18 protein-coding genes are annotated in these 15,789 nt (G+C 52.1%); 16 read left to right on the forward strand and 2 right to left on the reverse strand.

Annotated features, from left to right (window positions below):
• Positions 1 to 2 precede the first annotated feature (2 nt).
• From fliM to JXO50_11535, 13 genes are all read left to right on the forward strand, one after another.
• The gene (gene fliM / locus JXO50_11475) at positions 3 to 995 is read left to right on the forward strand and encodes a flagellar motor switch protein FliM (GenBank protein MBN2333711.1); all 993 of its coding nucleotides are present in this window, start codon (positions 3 to 5) and stop codon (positions 993 to 995) included.
• 86 nt (positions 996 to 1,081) lie between these two features.
• Complete coding sequence (gene fliN, locus JXO50_11480) at positions 1,082 to 1,513, forward strand: flagellar motor switch protein FliN (protein ID MBN2333712.1); 432 nt, start codon at positions 1,082 to 1,084, stop codon at positions 1,511 to 1,513.
• Positions 1,510 to 2,562, forward strand: a complete 1,053-nt coding sequence (locus tag JXO50_11485) for a flagellar biosynthetic protein FliO (protein MBN2333713.1) — start codon at positions 1,510 to 1,512, stop codon at positions 2,560 to 2,562. The genes fliN and JXO50_11485 overlap by 4 nt, the downstream gene beginning before the upstream one ends.
• Positions 2,563 to 2,682: 120 nt before the next feature.
• Positions 2,683 to 3,384 carry a flagellar type III secretion system pore protein FliP gene (gene fliP, locus JXO50_11490; GenBank protein MBN2333714.1) on the forward strand — a complete coding sequence of 234 codons (702 nt, stop codon included), beginning with the start codon at positions 2,683 to 2,685 and terminating at the stop codon, positions 3,382 to 3,384.
• Positions 3,385 to 3,410: 26 nt separating this feature from the next.
• Positions 3,411 to 3,680 carry a flagellar biosynthesis protein FliQ gene (gene fliQ / locus JXO50_11495; GenBank protein ID MBN2333715.1) on the forward strand — a complete coding sequence of 90 codons (270 nt, stop codon included), beginning with the start codon at positions 3,411 to 3,413 and terminating at the stop codon, positions 3,678 to 3,680.
• 6 nt (positions 3,681 to 3,686) lie between these two features.
• Positions 3,687 to 4,481 carry a flagellar biosynthetic protein FliR gene (gene fliR / locus JXO50_11500; GenBank protein ID MBN2333716.1) on the forward strand — a complete coding sequence of 265 codons (795 nt, stop codon included), beginning with the start codon at positions 3,687 to 3,689 and terminating at the stop codon, positions 4,479 to 4,481.
• A gap of 91 nt (positions 4,482 to 4,572) precedes the next feature.
• The gene (gene flhB, locus JXO50_11505) at positions 4,573 to 5,634 is read left to right on the forward strand and encodes a flagellar biosynthesis protein FlhB (protein MBN2333717.1); all 1,062 of its coding nucleotides are present in this window, start codon (positions 4,573 to 4,575) and stop codon (positions 5,632 to 5,634) included.
• A 103-nt stretch (positions 5,635 to 5,737) separates the two neighbouring features.
• Positions 5,738 to 7,825 (forward strand): flagellar biosynthesis protein FlhA, encoded by a 2,088-nt coding sequence (gene flhA, locus JXO50_11510; GenBank protein ID MBN2333718.1) that lies wholly within the window; start codon positions 5,738 to 5,740, stop codon positions 7,823 to 7,825.
• A gap of 18 nt (positions 7,826 to 7,843) precedes the next feature.
• Positions 7,844 to 8,974: a hypothetical protein gene (locus JXO50_11515; GenBank protein ID MBN2333719.1), complete on the forward strand. Its 1,131-nt coding sequence runs from the start codon at positions 7,844 to 7,846 to the stop codon at positions 8,972 to 8,974.
• 19 nt (positions 8,975 to 8,993) lie between these two features.
• A complete protein-coding gene (locus tag JXO50_11520) occupies positions 8,994 to 9,227 on the forward strand; it encodes a hypothetical protein (GenBank protein MBN2333720.1) in 234 nt (77 codons plus the stop codon).
• On the forward strand, positions 9,184 to 10,029 hold the full coding sequence (locus tag JXO50_11525; protein ID MBN2333721.1) for a MinD/ParA family protein: 846 nt from the start codon (positions 9,184 to 9,186) through the stop codon (positions 10,027 to 10,029). Before JXO50_11520 ends, JXO50_11525 begins: the two co-directional genes overlap by 44 nt.
• Positions 10,007 to 10,783 carry a FliA/WhiG family RNA polymerase sigma factor gene (locus JXO50_11530; GenBank protein ID MBN2333722.1) on the forward strand — a complete coding sequence of 259 codons (777 nt, stop codon included), beginning with the start codon at positions 10,007 to 10,009 and terminating at the stop codon, positions 10,781 to 10,783. Before JXO50_11525 ends, JXO50_11530 begins: the two co-directional genes overlap by 23 nt.
• The gene (locus JXO50_11535; protein ID MBN2333723.1) at positions 10,773 to 11,150 is read left to right on the forward strand and encodes a chemotaxis response regulator CheY; all 378 of its coding nucleotides are present in this window, start codon (positions 10,773 to 10,775) and stop codon (positions 11,148 to 11,150) included. Before JXO50_11530 ends, JXO50_11535 begins: the two co-directional genes overlap by 11 nt.
• A gap of 140 nt (positions 11,151 to 11,290) precedes the next feature.
• Here the strand turns inward: JXO50_11535 and JXO50_11540 are convergent, their stop codons facing one another.
• Entirely contained in the window at positions 11,291 to 11,935 is a 645-nt protein-coding gene (locus JXO50_11540) for a protein-L-isoaspartate(D-aspartate) O-methyltransferase (GenBank protein ID MBN2333724.1), read from the reverse strand.
• Between the two features lie 282 nt (positions 11,936 to 12,217).
• On the opposite strand from JXO50_11540, the gene JXO50_11545 reads away from it, so the two are divergent.
• From JXO50_11545 to JXO50_11555, 3 genes are all read left to right on the forward strand, one after another.
• Positions 12,218 to 13,303 carry a PAS domain-containing sensor histidine kinase gene (locus JXO50_11545; protein ID MBN2333725.1) on the forward strand — a complete coding sequence of 362 codons (1,086 nt, stop codon included), beginning with the start codon at positions 12,218 to 12,220 and terminating at the stop codon, positions 13,301 to 13,303.
• Positions 13,304 to 13,305: 2 nt separating this feature from the next.
• Positions 13,306 to 14,682 carry a sigma-54-dependent Fis family transcriptional regulator gene (locus JXO50_11550; protein MBN2333726.1) on the forward strand — a complete coding sequence of 459 codons (1,377 nt, stop codon included), beginning with the start codon at positions 13,306 to 13,308 and terminating at the stop codon, positions 14,680 to 14,682.
• A 79-nt stretch (positions 14,683 to 14,761) separates the two neighbouring features.
• Positions 14,762 to 15,061: a hypothetical protein gene (locus tag JXO50_11555; GenBank protein MBN2333727.1), complete on the forward strand. Its 300-nt coding sequence runs from the start codon at positions 14,762 to 14,764 to the stop codon at positions 15,059 to 15,061.
• Here the strand turns inward: JXO50_11555 and JXO50_11560 are convergent.
• The gene (locus JXO50_11560; protein ID MBN2333728.1) at positions 15,042 to 15,446 is read right to left on the reverse strand and encodes a metal-dependent transcriptional regulator; all 405 of its coding nucleotides are present in this window, start codon (positions 15,444 to 15,446) and stop codon (positions 15,042 to 15,044) included. The two genes, JXO50_11555 and JXO50_11560, sit on opposite strands and share 20 nt — an antisense overlap.
• Positions 15,447 to 15,789 lie beyond the last annotated feature (343 nt).

A 15,789-nucleotide genomic window follows, 5' to 3' on the forward strand; every position in this document is an offset into this window, starting at 1 on the left:
CCATGAGTCAAGTACTGACCCAACAAGAAATTGACGCCCTGCTCCAAGGCGTGAGTGACGGTGATATTGAAACGGAGGCCGGGTTTGAACCCGTGGCCGAGGAAGATGTCAGCCGGTATGATCTCACCAGCCAGGAGCGGATTATCCGGGGGAAAATGCCCACCCTGGAGATTATCAATCAGCGCTTTTCGCGCAATTTCAGGGCGGCGCTTTCCGGCCTGCTTCATCGGGTCATCGACGTGACCCCTCTGGTTACCGACATGATGAAATTCGGTGAATTCCTGAAAACCATTCCCGTGCCGGCCAGTATCCACCTCTTTAAGATGGATCCTTTAAGGGGGCTGGCCTTGATGGTGGTTGAAAGCAAGCTGGTATTTTCCCTCATTGATATGTTCTTTGGCGGCAGCGGCCGGGATACGGTTAAAGTTGAGGGCCGGGATTTCACCTCTATCGAGGAACGGGTGATTAAGAAAGTGGTGGAAGCGGCATTGCATTGTATGGAGGAAGCCTGGAATCCAATCCACGATCTGCAGTTTTCCTTTGTCCGTTCGGAAATCAATCCCCAGTTTGTCAGTATTGTGCCGCCCAGCGATGTGGTCATTCTTTCCACCTATACTCTGGAGATGGAGGAGTTTTCCGGGGCGATTACTGTTTGTCTGCCCTACTCCTTAGTGGAACCGATGCGCAACAAGCTGTATGCGGGATTTCAAAGTGAGCGGCTTGAAGTTGATGTGACTTGGCTGGAGCGGTTGATCAGCCGGTTGATGGAGGTTGATGTGGAGCTGTCTGCCACCCTTGGGACGACCTCCGTAACGCCCCGGCAATTATTGGGTCTTGAGGTTGGCGATATCATAACCCTGCAGCAGGATTCAACGGAACTTCCCCTGCTGAAGATTGAACAACTGAAGAAGTTCAGGGGGGTGGCAGGTTTTTCCAAAGGTTCCAAAGCGGTCAAAATCAGCAGGAAAATTACCGGGATTGAGGGAGGCAAGTAATGGTCGATGACCTGTTTGAACAAGTGAATCAAGAGTTGGAAGAGGGTGAGGCGACCGGCGAGGCAGCGGAGAAAAGTGCCGCTGAAATGGTTGAGGAGATTTCCTGGGATGATGTTGCCGCTGATTTGGATCAGCAGCGGCAGATGATCAAGGACGAAGCCAAAGGTGGTGCCGCCGGTAAGCGGGCGGTAGCCGATGAGGGCCGCAAGGAGAATGGCATGCTGCCGTCCCTGGATGCCGAACAGCGAAGGGCGCTGCCCCCCAATATTAACTTTATCCTGGATATCCCGCTGCAACTTTCGGTGGAACTGGGGCGTACCAGAATGATTATTAATGACCTGCTGCAGCTGGGGCAGGGATCGGTGGTTGAACTGGAAAAACTTGCTGGAGAACCCCTGGACGTGCTGGTGAACAATAAACTGGTGGCCCGGGGGGAAGTTGTGGTGGTCAATGAAAAATTTGGTATCCGGCTGACCGATATTATCAGTCCCATCGAAAGGATAGAACAGCTCAAATGATCAGAATCTGCCGCCTGTTTGCCCTGCTTATGCTTTTGGGTAGTTGGTTTTTCTGCCTGGCTGTTCCGGTGATTGACGCTTCTTCAAGTGGTCATCCCCTGATGACGACCAATGATGAGCAGATATTCTTCACAGTGCCGGTCAACCCCGGGGGAGGGGAGGTGGAGGCCCGTTTTATTGATGCCGGCACCCAGGTATGGCTGCCGCTTCCCCACGGTCTGCTGATCAACCCCGAACCGATCTACACCCGTTGTAATGATGAATGGCTCAGTGGTTACGGGCTCCAGCAGCGCGATGGCAGCTGGTACTGGCAATTTGATAAAAGGGATGCCGCTCTCTCCCTCACCAGATATCTGGCAGTTCATCGCGATGCCGGCCAGCTTATCGTCACCCTCTTTAAACCGTACCGGCCGCTGGCAGTTGAAAGTCAGCCAGCATCATCCGGGGCAGGGTTGCCCTCTCAGGCGCCGTCGGTCAACCAGGAAAAACTGGCAAAAATCAATACCCTGCTGGCCGGTGCTGTGCTGCCTTCAGTAGCCAAGGAAGATGTTGTTGAGGTCTCATCTCCCAACCTGCTTTCTTCAGGACTGAGAATCTTCGGGGTTCTGGCGGTGTTGGTTGCCCTTATTCTGTTCAGTTACAGGCCGATTAAAAGGCTGCTCCGCAAGACCGGCGGCACTGCTGATGAACGCTTGGTTACCGTGCTGCAAACGGTTCCCATCGGCATGAAACGTCAGGTCATGTTCCTCGATATTGCCGGTGAGGTGCTGGTGGTGGGTATCTCCGGTGACACCCTTTCCATGCTTACCAAGATTGATGACCCGGAAAAGGTCGAGGCCTTGCGCCTGCTGCAGACCAAGCCCGGGAAGCAGCCGTCGTTTATGGCGGTTATTCGCTCCCTCGGGACCGGCACGATGACCGTCCCAAAAGCCATGAATGATGAGTTCGTGTCCGGCCATGCCGGCTATGCCGAGGCGGTTGAACCGGATTGCTACCGGCAGGTGGTGGACCAGATCAAGGACCGGCTGCACGGGTTGAACCAGATTTAAGGTGGGCAGTGGTCAGTCGCCTGCCGGCCGACATGGTATAACGGGAAAAAAGGATAGGTCGTGATTTCAGGAAGAGGAACGTGTCTGATTTTTGTTGTCGCCCTGATCCTTTGTTGGATTATGGCTCCGGCAGCGGCCGCCGAGGAGATGGTGATGCCGGCACTTCAGGTCGGTCTGAGTGGTTCGTCCGATCCCCAGCAGATTTCGGTAGCAATGCAGATTCTGCTGCTGCTGACCGTCTTGACCCTGGCACCGGCAATTTTGGTGCTGATGACCTCTTTCACCCGGCTGGTAGTGGTTTTTCATTTTCTCCGCCAGGCCCTGGGCACCCAGCAGATGCCCCCCAATCAGGTGCTGGTCGGGTTGAGCCTTTTTTTAACATTCTTTATCATGTTTCCCGTTTTTCAACAGATCAATGTTCAGGCGGTACAGCCCTATCTGGCCAAGGAAATTAACCAGCAGGATGCCTATGAAAAGGCGATGGCGCCGGTGCGGCAGTTCATGTTTCATGAAACCAGGGAGCAGGATCTGGCCATGTTTATCTCGATGGCCAAACTGGAGCAGCCCCGCAATGTCAGTGACATTCCAACCTATGTTATTATTCCGGCCTTTGTTATCAGCGAGTTGAAAACCGCTTTTCAGATTGGTTTTCTCATCTATATCCCGTTCCTTATCTTGGATATGGTGGTGGCCAGTGTGCTGTTGTCCATGGGGATGATGATGCTGCCGCCGATCATGATTTCACTGCCGTTCAAGCTGATTCTTTTTGTGCTGGCTGATGGCTGGCATATGATGGTCGGTTCTCTGATGAAAAGTTTTTAGCTCCCAATCCGGTCTCAGGAGAGAGCATGACTGCTGATTTTGTTGTCGGCTTTGCCAAACAGGCCCTGGAAACCACCCTGCTCATTTCGGCGCCCATGCTGGGTTTCGGTCTGGTGGTTGGCTTGCTGGTCAGTATTTTCCAGGCGGTTACCTCTATCCAGGAGATGACCCTGACCTTTATTCCAAAGATTCTGGCGGTTTTTTTAGCCATTATCATCTTTTTCCCCTGGATGCTGCGCTATCTGGTTGACTTTACCGTGCGTCTGCTAGCCAGCATTCCATCGATTGTCGGGTAGCGGCAGATGATCACCATCCCGGCCTTTTCCATTGCTGAGGTAGAGCTTTTTGTCCTGATTGTGTTTCGTGTTGCCGGGATGATTTTTATGGTGCCCATCTTTAATGACCAGGCAATTCCGGCACTATTAAAAACTGGTATCAGCCTGCTGCTGGCTATAGTGCTGTTTCCCTTTCTGCGCCAGACTTCATTCACACCCCTCTTCGCCGGTGGGCTGGTTATGGTTCTGCTGCAGATTATCCGTGAACTGGCTATCGGGGTTACCGTCGGTTTCCTGGCCGCCATGCTGCTGGCGGCGGTGCAGACTGCCGGCCAGTTGATGGGTTTCCAAATGGGTTTTTCGATTGTCAATGTCATTGATCCGGTTTCCAGCGTCCAGGTTTCCATTATTGCCCAGTTCCAGTATTTGATTGCGTTGCTGGTCTTTTTGTCGCTTGGGGCCCACCGTTGGTTTATCAAGGCGATGAATGACAGCTTTCAGCTTATTCCACTGGGCGGCTTTACCTTGTCGGATGAGCTGCTTGCGATGCTCATGACTTATGCCGCCAATATCTTTATCGTTGCTATCAAGCTGGGGGCGCCGTTGATGGTGGCCCTGTTGCTCTGTAACGTCATCCTCGGGGTGTTGGCCCGTACCGTTCCCCAGATGAATATTTTTATCGTTGGCTATCCCCTGCAGATCGGCTTGGGCCTGCTGGTGCTAGCTTTTTCAACCCCCTACATGCTGGCCATGTTCCGGGGGCTTTATGTGAACCTTTTTAATGATATTTTTCTGGTGCTGCAGGCATCAGGGAGCGGTTGAACGGGCTGCCTTGGTAGAATTTTTCTGGTGGTAATAATGGTTGGTGGCTGCAATGCAGCACCATGTACGTTCTTGCGAGGAGCAGCAATAGATGGCCCGTGATCCCAGCAAAACTGAAAAACCAACCCCGAAAAAAATTCGTGATGCCCGGAAGGAGGGGCAGGTGGCCCGTAGTATGGAAGTATCATCGGCGATGATTCTCCTGGCCAGCCTGATGTTTTTCTACTTCGGCGGCCAGTGGTTCATGACGACTTCCAGCCGGCTGCTGCAGAATATTTTCCAGAATTATCTGACTATGGACCTGGGGGCGGATGGTTTTTATCAGCTGGTGCTTTTTTCCCTGCAGCAGTTTCTCCTGCTGCTCGCGCCCCTGATGGCGGGTTTGGCAGTGGTGGGGGTGTTGGCCAACGTCTTGCAGGTTGGCTTTATGCTGAGCAGCAAACCCATTGCGCCCAAGTTTTCCAAAATAAATCCCGTAACCGGTTTTGGCAGGATTTTTTCCCTTCGTTCGCTGGTTGACCTGTTTAAATCGCTTTTCAAGATTATTGTCCTTGGTTATGTGGCCTTCACGGTGTATCGGGCCCATTTTCATGAGTTTTTCGGGCTATTGAACCAGCCGGTTGCCGAGATTTTGCGATTTTTGGCCGCCATTTCGTTCCAGATTCTCTGGCGGTGCGGGCTGGTTTTGACGATGCTGGCCATCTTTGATTATCTCTACCAGCGCTGGGAGTGGACCCAGGATTTGAAAATGACCAAGGATGAGGTGAAGGATGAATTCAAACAGATGGAGGGTGATCCTCAGCTGAAGGCCAGGATTCGCAGCCTGCAGATGGCAGCCGCTCGTCAACGGATGATGCAGGAAGTTCCCCGGGCTGACGTGGTGATTACCAATCCGGTCCATCTGGCGGTGGCGCTTTTGTATGACAAGAAGAAATCCGCTGCTCCGCTGGTGGTTGCCAAAGGTGCCGGGGTGATTGCGGAAAACATCAAGAAGGTTGCCCGGCAACACCAGGTGCCGATTATGGAAAACAAACCCCTGGCCAGGGTTCTTTTTAAAATGGTCAATATCAACGAAATGATTCCGGCCGATCTTTACCAGGCGGTGGCCGAAATTCTGGCGCATGTCTACCGCTTAAAGGGTAAAAAACTGTAAGTGAACGGCATTAGATACAGGTTCAAGGTGTGGGGCAGGCGGCTTTTGCCCGTGTACAGTATACCCTCTATCATGTAGGGCTGTTTCATAAAGGATGGAGTTCATGGCTGAACGGTTAGCGAAGTTGTCATTGAGCGATTTTCTAGAAAACAAGGATGCCTTCCTGGCTTTGGGCGTTATCGGCATTTTGCTGATCATGATTGTGCCGTTGCCGACTATTATGCTGGATGCCTTCCTCAGCATGAATATCACCTTGGCCATTGTTATTCTGCTGATCTCCATGTATGTCCTTAAAGCGCTGGATTTTTCAATTTTCCCCTCGATGCTGCTGATTGCCACCATGTTTCGTCTTTCCCTCAATGTGGCTTCCACCAGGTTGATCCTCCTTAGGGGCAACGAGGGCGCCGCGGCGGCGGGCCAGGTTATCAGGGCCTTTGGCCAGTTTGTGGTCGGCGGCAATTATGTCGTCGGGACGATCATTTTTCTGATTCTGGTGCTGATCAATTTTATTGTCATCACCAAGGGTGCCGAGCGGATCGCCGAGGTGGCGGCTCGCTTTACCCTTGATGCCATGCCCGGCAAGCAGATGAGCATTGATGCCGATCTCAATGCCGGTTTGATCAGCGAACAGGATGCCCGCCAGCGGCGGGAAGATATCCGCCGGGAAGCCGATTTCTACGGTGCCATGGACGGGGCGGCAAAGTTTGTCCGCGGCGATGCCATTGCCGGGATTATCATTACCCTGATCAATATTATGGGCGGCTTTGTTATCGGTACCTTTCAGCAGGGGCTGTCCATGGGAGAAGCGGCCCAGACCTATACGATCCTGACCGTCGGTGACGGACTGGTGACCCAGATACCGGCGCTGATTATTTCAACCGCAGCCGGTATTATTATTACCCGGACCGCCTCCAAAAACACCATGGGAGAAGATCTTGGTTCCCAGTTGACCGCCTATCCCCGGGCGTTGATGCTGGCGGCGGTCGCCCTGCTCCTTTTTGCGATTATTCCCGGGTTGCCGAAATTATCCTTTTTTGCCCTGGCGGTGGTGGTCGGACTTGGTTCGTATGTGCTTGTTCGCAAGGAGAAGAAAAAAGAGCGGCTGACGGCGATGGAACAGGAGAAGGAGGAGAAGGTCAGTGAGACGCCGGAACAGGTGGAAAACCTGTTGGGAGTTGATTCCCTCGAACTGGAAGTCGGTTACGGCCTGATTCCCTTGGTTGATGCATCCCAGGGCGGTGATCTGCTGGAGCGGATAAAGATGATCCGTCGGCAATTTGCCCTTGATATGGGATTCATCCTGCCCTCCGTGCATATTCGGGACAACCTGCAGCTGAAACCCAATGATTACGTTTTGAAAGTGAAGGGCAATGAAGTGGCTTCAGGCGAGGTGATGGTCGGCTACTGCCTGGCCATGAATCCCGAAGAGGAGACGGCGTCCTTGGAGGGCATTCCGACGACGGAACCGGCTTTTGGTCTGCCGGCCCTCTGGATTGAGGAACGCCAGCGGGAACGAGCCCAACTGGCCGGCTATACGGTTGTCGATCCCTCGACGGTGGTGGCCACCCATCTGGTCGAAAAGATTCGCGAATTTGCCCATGAGCTTCTCAGTCGTCAGGATGTGCAGAAACTGGTGGAAAACCTTAATCGGGAGCACTCCCGGGCGGTGGAAGATCTGGTTCCCAGTGTGGTGCCGTGGGGCAGTCTGCAGAAGGTGCTGCAGAACCTGCTGCGGGAACAGGTGCCGATCAAGGACTTGATGACCATTGTGGAAACCCTTTCCGAGTACACCAGCCAGATTCGTGATGCGGATGTTCTGACAGAATATGTCCGTCAGGAACTGGGGCGGACCATAACCAGTGAATATGTGGGTGAAGGCAACCTGTTGTATGTTATGACCCTGGATCCAAAGCTGGAAGAGTTGATCAATAATTCAATCCAGCGAACCGACCATGGGGCTTTCCTCTCTCTGGAGCCGAATATTGTCTATGAAATGGTGGAAAAGGTGAAGCAGCTGTCGGACAAGTTCGCGATTATGAATGCCAGGCCGGTGTTGCTGGGAGTACCGATTGTCCGTTTTCACCTGCGTCGGCTGCTGGAACGTTTTATTCCCCGTCTGGTGCTGATTTCCCACAATGAAATTCCACCATCAATCAAAGTGCAGTCGTTAGGCAGAATTTCTTCAGGTTAGAGAGTTTTGGATAGCGAGATGAAAGTAAAACATTTTCGTGGCGAAAACATCAACCAGGTGATGCAGGAGGTCAAACGGGAGTTTGGCCGTGATGCGGTTATTCTGGAAACCAGGCAGGAGATTGCCACTGCCAATGCCGGTGCGTTGGTGGAAATTGTTGCGGCAATCGACTTCCCCGACCAGCATGTTGCGGGTGTTGCCAAGGGAAAACCGACTATCTGTGCGGTTTCTGGTGCTGATGATGATCGTTGCTCGTTGGGGCAGTCATCAGGTTGGTGGCGAGGTGGAGGTTATCGTGAACTGCGCCGGGAAGTTCAACTGATGAAAGGCATGTTGAATCGGCTGCTGGAAACGACCGGGGTGGCGGGGGAGTGGACCGTCAGTGATGCCGGCTGCAACCTCTATCAGCATCTGCTTGGCCAGGGACTAGCTGAAGAGGTTGCCCGTACCTTGCTTGATCAGGTTATGGCACAGCTCCCTCCGGCGGTGGCGGTAACCAGGGAAATGCTCATGGGGTGCTTGGCGCGTTATTTGATTGACAATGTTCCGCTGTTTGCGGTTGACCGGATCGGCCGGCTGGTGACCCTGGTAGGTCCCACAGGGGTTGGCAAAACAACCTCGGTGGCCAAACTGGCCGCCTTTTTTCAGCACCGCGGTGAGCGGGTTGGCTTAATTACCGTTGATGCCTTTCGCCTGGGGGCTCTGGCCCAGATCAAGGAGTATGCCCGGCGCTTGAGGATTCCCGTGTGTCAGGTTAAGAACCGGGTTGAACTGGAGCAGGCGTTGTGTGATTTTGGGGCGATGGATCGAATTATTGTTGATACCACTGGCCGCAGTCACCATGATGACCAAGGCCTTCAGGCTTTGAAGCAGATTCTTCCTGCTGATCAGGGAACATCTTTTCTGGTGGTACCGGCCGGTATCCGGGAAGATGACCTGCTGGATGTCTTGGTGCAGTTTCGTCGTTTTTCTTACGGGGCCCTGCTGTTTACCAAGCTGGATGAAACCATGGGCCATGGCATGCTGCTGCGCGGTTCGCAGATTGCCAACCTCCCTTTAGCCTTTTTTGCCACCGGCCAACTGGTCCCGGAAGATTTTGAAGAGGCCACTGGTGAGCGGGTTGCCAGCCTGTTGTTGAATATCGGTTGAATGAAGGTAGGTTAGTCTTGTGGCTGAACCTCCGCTGGAGATAACGGAGCAGTCAGGTGATCATCTGGCTGCACGAAGGTATTTTGTCTTTTCCGGACAGCCCGAGGCCGTGATGGGTTATACCCTGGGTGAGAAAATACTGGACAAACTGACGATTGAGCTGGTAGCTGACAATCGTCAGTTGCATGCTGAAGAGATAGAGGAATACAATGGATCAAGCCGCTTCGTTATTGTCAAGAAAGCAACCAGCTAAAGTTATTGCCGTAACCAGCGGCAAAGGTGGGGTTGGTAAAACCAACATAGTTGCAGGGTTGGCCTGCTCCCTGGCCGATATGGGGCGCAGAGTCATGATCCTGGACGCAGACCTGGGGTTGGCAAATCTGGATGTTCTGCTTGGCTTTGCCCCGAAGTATAACCTTTCCCATGTTTTTTCCGGCGAGATGGGGTTGGCGGAGATCATTGTTGACGGTCCCAAAGGGATCAAGGTGATTCCCGCATCATCGGGGCTTCAGGAAATCACCCACATGGGACCCCAGGAACAGCGGATTCTGCTCGATCAGATGGAGGCGCTGGAGAATCAGATCGACTACCTGTTTATTGACACGGCGGCCGGGATCTCTGAAATGGTTACCAGCTTTCTGGTCGCATCCCATGCTGCTATTGTGGTGGTTACCCCGGAGCCAACGTCGATGACCGATGCCTATGCTTTGATGAAAGTGATGCACACCAGGTTTGGTCGTCATGATTTTCACTTATTGCTCAATGTTGTGCAGAGTCAGAGTGAAGCAGTTAATGTCTTTACAAAGCTTAACCTTGTTTGTGAAAAATTCCTTGACATCTCCGTGGATTTTTTGGGATATATACCGCTGGATAAGGCTGTTCGTGAGGCTGTTCGTCAGCAGCGGGCGGTAGTAGATCTGTTCCCCGAGGCGCCGGCAAGCCAGCAGCTCATGGTTGTTGCCCGGGAACTGGAAGGCTTGCCGGTGAAGCAGCTGACCGGTGGGTTGCAGTTTTTCTGGCGGAGATTACTGAATGGAGAGCCTGCTCGAGAATGATGGTCAGTCCCAACGTGATGATGGCGCGCAAGCTCTAGTCGTCGAGTATTTGCCGCTCATTCAGCGCATCGCTCAACGGATCGCATCCCGCCTTCCTGATAATGTTGATATCAATGACCTGGTGAACAGTGGCGTCATCGGTCTGATTGATGCCATATCCAAGTTTGATCCCTCCCGTCAGATAAAGTTCAAAACCTACGCCGAGATCAGGGTCAGAGGAGCGATTCTTGATGAATTGCGGGCCCAGGACTGGGCATCCCGCAGTCTGCGCAGTGACAGCAACCTGCTCGAAAATACCTATAGCTATCTGGAACAGAAATTTGGCCGGCCACCGGAAGATGAGGAAGTGGCCGAATCGCTTGGCGTATCCATGGAGGATTTTTATAAGCTACTGGGTAAAGCCAAAGGGATTTCGCTGATTAATTTTGAGGACATGCATTTTGAAAACGGCGAAGAGCTCAGGGACCCCTATGAGTTTGTCCGCTTTCTCGAGGGAGATGATCCCTTCGCCTTGTTCAAAGATAAGGAGTTGCATACCTTTCTGGTGGAATCCATTGATCAGCTGCCGGAACGGGAGCGGTTGGTATTGTCACTGTATTATTTTGAAGATCTGAACTTGAAAGAGATTGGTATGATCCTGGGGGTTTCCGAGTCCCGTGTGTGCCAGTTGCGTACCAAGGCTATTATCCACTTGAAGGGCAAGACAAAGCGGGCTCGTATGGCGAAACAAAAGGGACAGAGTTATGAATCGTGATATGAAGATTTTAATCGTTGATGATTTTTCAACCATGAGGCGGATCATTAAAAATATTCTTCGCCAGCTTGGCTTCAACAATGTTCAGGAAGCTGATGACGGGGCAACGGCATGGCCGAAGATTCAGTCTGAACCATATGACCTTATTGTCACCGATTGGAATATGCCGAAAATGTCCGGCTTGGAATTACTCAAGGCAATCAGAAGCGATGAAAATCTGAAGGATATTCCGGTGCTGATGGTGACGGCTGAAGCGTTGAAAGAAAATATTATTGAGGCGGTGAAGGCAGGGGTCAGTAACTACATTGTTAAACCTTTTACTGCGGAAACTATGCAGGAGAAATTGAAAAAAATTTTTGGTGAGTAAGCCGGTTGTTATGGCTGCTTTGCCGTTATTGTACCGTTTTTTGTTGAGTCCATAATCGAAAGCCGTGCCCGCCGTGTTGTGGGGTATGGCTTTTTTGTCTGGCGATGGTCTTTGCTCCGACACGGCCTTTCGCGCCACGTTCATCCGGCTTGCCAGCCATTGTTTCCCACCAGCGGTACAAATGAACAGAGAAACAGTTCCTCGGTGATCAGTTTGCCGCCGGTTTTGGTGATCAGTGTCAGCATCTGATAGCCCCGGGAGCCGACCGGAATTACCAGTCGACCGCTGTCTGTCAGCTGTTCGGTCAGTGCCTGGGGGATATGGGGAGCCCCGGCAGTGACCATGATGGCATCGTACGGTGCCTGGGCTTCGTAGCCGAGGGTGCCGTCAGCAATAATGATGGTGATATTGTGATAACCAATCTCAGCCAGGGTTTTTTGTGCTTGTTCAGCCAGTTCCGGGTGAAGTTCCAATGAGATCACCCGGGCTGCCAAGTATGCAAGAATAGCTGTCTGATAGCCGGAGCCGGTGCCGATCTCCAAGACTTTCTTGCTTTTCGAAAGGGCAAGCTGCTCGGTCATGGCAGCGACCATGTATGGTTGGGAAATGGTCTGGCCTTTGCCAATGGGCAAAGGGTGGTCGGCATAGGCGGCCTGCTGTAGCCGGTGGGGGACGAAACGGTGTCGCTCAACGGTGCCCATGGCCTCAAGAACCAGAGGGTCGCGGATTCCCCGGGTGATAAGTTGTCGATTAACCATTTCCCGGCGCAGGTGTTCGTTGTCCATGATGTGTACCTTGTGGTGAAGGAATTATTTGCCGCAAGAGGTATGTTGGCCATCCATGGCTCATAGTATAACAGCTATGATGGCAAATAAAAGGTTTTTGATCCCCGCCTTGCATTTTATCCTGATTGGTGATAGTTGCGTAAGAGTATGATTTCCTTTGTAAGTTCCGGCGTTAATCCGGGTTGGTAAAGAAATATGAGGTGGTTGTGGCTGGCTGCGGGCAGGGTCGTCGCTGTCGCTCTGCTGAGCGGATAATAGAAGACAACAGGAGTGGTTGGCAACATGGCGGCAGATAATCCATCTCCCGCGCTGCGGCTGCAGACGGTGCTGGACAGTATCGAAGAGCCCATGTATATCATTGACCGGCAGCATCTGGTTGTCTATGCCAACCGGGTTGCCGGCAAACGGGCTGGTGGGACAAAGGGAGTACTGCTTGGCAAATCATGCCATTTAGTGATTTTTGATCAGCCGGCTGCCTGTCCTTTTTGTCAGTTGGAGAGCGTCTTTGCTGCGGGAAAAAGCAGTAAAACCAACTTCAGCCTGTTGGATACCGATGGCAAAAATCACGTTATGGAGCTTTCCTTCTATCCGATTCAGGAACCGGGGCAGCAGGTTGACTGCTGTTTGGTCATGTCCCGGGATATCAGTGAAAACGTCGGCTTATTTGCTGAAATTTCCCGTCTTAAAGGGTTGGCCGCGATGGGTAAATATGCCGCTGAGCTGACCCATGAAATACGTAATCCCCTCAATTCCATTGAAATTCAAATGATGTTGCTCAAACGGCTGATCCAGAATCTACCGACCGACAAACAGTCGGTAGTGGCCGATATAGTCGAAGTGGTGCGAACGGAAAACCAGCGACTCAATTCACTGGCCAATGATTTCTTGATGATCAAAAAATCCCGGGAACTGACCATGTCACAGGTTGAGGTGTCATCGCTGTTGCAGGAGGTTGTCAGCTTGCTGGCTGAAGAGGCTGCCGGGCAGCAGGTGGCACTGACCTTGGTTGCCGGTCAGCGCCGGTTTCAGATCCGGGGTGACCGGGATAAGCTGAAACAGGCATTTGTCAATCTGGCAAAAAACGCCATTGAAGCCCTTGCCGGCCTAGGGGATGGGCGACTGACGATGATGGTGAACGAGGAGAATGGACTGGCGCGGGTGGAATTTTCTGATAACGGTCCCGGAATTCCTTATGAAAAACAACCTAAAATTTTCAACCTTTTTTATACGACTAAAGTCCATGGTACCGGTATTGGCCTCTATGTTTGTCGAGATATTATTGAAGCCCATGGTGGAACACTCTCTTTTATGAGCGATGAAAAGGGGACGTCTTTTGTGCTTCGGCTTCCCATGATTGAGGGTGCCTGAAGATGATTAAGCCGCGCATACTGGTTGTTGATGATGAATCGCGGGCCGTTGCCGGTCTAATTTCCCTGCTCCAGCTGGATGGTTACCACGCTGAGGGACTTAGCGACCCTCTGGCGGCCCTGCAGCGCTTGGGTCAGGGGGGAGTTGACATTCTGCTGACCGACCTTAAAATGCCCGGCATGAGTGGCATGGAGCTGCTTGCTGAAGCCAAAAAAGTTGATCCGCACCTTAGCGTGGTTATGATTACCGGTCAGGGTGGGGTTGCTGACGCGGTGACGGCGATGAAACAGGGGGCTGAGGACTATCTGGCCAAGCCGGTAAATATTGAAGAACTGGAGATTATTCTGGCCCGCATTTGGGAGCGGGTATCATTGATCCGTCAGAACCAGTCACTGAGGGCATCGTTGACCAATACGCCGGCGATGGATGGTTTTATTGGTACAGCCCCGCAGATGGGGAAAATATTTCACACTATTCAGGAGGTGGCACCAACCTCGGCAACCGTGCTTATCGAAGGGGAGACCGGTACCGGCAAAGAGCTGGTGGCCCGTTCCCTCCATGCCCTGAGCCTGAGAGCTGGCAAGCCGTTGATTGCTGTCAATTGCGCCGCCCTGACGGAAAGCCTGCTGGAAAGTGAGCTGTTCGGCCATGTGCGGGGCGCTTTTACCGGTGCGGTTCGCGATAAAAGGGGCAAGTTTTCCCTGGCTGACGGTGGGACCTTGTTTCTTGATGAAATTGGCGAAATGTCGCTGGCCACCCAGGCAAAACTTTTGCGGGTTTTGGTTTCCGGGGAATACCAGCTGGTTGGCGGTGAAAAAACCGATTTTGCTGATGTCCGCATTATTGCGGCCACCAATAAAAGGTTGCGGCAGGAAGTTGAGCAGGGTCGTTTTCGCGAAGACCTTTACTACCGTCTGAATGTCATTGAGATTATGCTGCCACCACTGAGGGATCGTCTCGAGGATATCCCCCTGCTGGTAAAACACTTCATTGATCAAAGTGCCGCCCGGGAGCAGGTTCCGCCCCGCTATCCTGACCGGCAGGTGTATGATGTGCTACAAGGTTATGACTGGCCCGGCAATGTCAGAGAACTTGAGAACGTCATTGAACGTGCGTTGATTTATGCCAAGGAGCATCCTATACAACCGGGAGATCTTTCCTTTCAGGGGTTGGCAAACTCCCGTTTGTCAACCCCTGCCATGGTTGCTGCCGATCCGGTAGCATGGCAGGGACTCACCTTGAAGGAGATGGAGAAAAAAATGATTCTTCTGGCTCTGGAGCGATTGGGGAGTAAAAAGCAGGCTGCCAAAGCCTTGGGCATTAGCGTTCGTAAGATAGAGTATAAGCTGCGAGAGTGGGACAACGGCAAAAAAAATTAAAGTTTTTTCCTGTGGTTGTCGATTTATCTACCTTACTACGGTTGTCATCAGCAAACCCCTAACCGGAACAGGTATCCTTATGGTGGAGTTCATTATTCCGTCAATCATGCCGAATCCCCCGGTTTCTTTCGGCAAGAGTGAAGCCCGTCCGGGGGCGCTGCGTGGTAAAATCATTTCAACAAGAAAAGGTCGCCGCCGGCAACGGCGCTATTCCCTGACCAGGCATGGGGGAGAGGAACGACGCAAGTTCCGTGAAAAAAGGCGAACCCCAGTGGGGATTGACAATCAGAGTGTGCGCATTATCACCCTGCAGGTTACCGCTGATTATGACCTGGACAGCCTGGTTGGCAAGGAAGCCATCATTCGTGTGCTTGGCTGATGCCATGGCGGGCGGTAAACGCTTTCAGTTTGGTAACTGTCTGGGGACTGACGGCATGTTCGATGCGGCAGGCATCAAGCTCGGCGATATCAGCATCAACCGCCAGAATCCTGGTGAGAAAATCATAAATAATCTGATGGCGATTGATGATTTCTGCAGCAATGTCCATTCCCTGCTTTGTTAACGTAACAAAACTATACCTCTCATAGTTTACCAGCCCTTTTTCTGCCAGATTTTTCACTGCCCCCGTTACACTGGGCATTTTAACCTTCATAAGCCTGGCAATATCCCGCACCCTGGCCACCTTCTGGTCTTTCTGCAGCGTCATGATTGTTTCAAGATAATCCTCCATGTTAGGCGTCAAATCGACTTTCTGGTAGTCCATACGTCCTGTTCCTTTCTCGTCTGTTCTTATGCAATGCTAACTTTGTTAAATAGACGCTAGTCAATCTTTCCTTGTTTGTCAATGCTTTTATCGGCCGGCAGGATCAGTGGCAGAGCGTATGTCGGCCGAGTTTATCCCTGGAATTGTGGGTCGTGGGGTGTCTGGCTGGAAAGCTTCGTTTGCCGGATTAAACCAGTTTTCCTGTCACGCGATGCTGGTTCCAACCTTTTGCTGCCCATCCGTTGCCTGGTCAGGTAGGTATATATTGCCTCCCGGTTTGCAGACAGCGGCATTTAAAAAAGCCTTTCCATTCTTCACAATCTTTTTTATTTAATAAATTAAA

Origin of the sequence: Candidatus Anaeroferrophillus wilburensis, assembly GCA_016934315.1 — a bacterium.
Lineage (GTDB): Bacteria > Desulfobacterota > Anaeroferrophillalia > Anaeroferrophillales > Anaeroferrophillaceae > Anaeroferrophillus > Anaeroferrophillus wilburensis.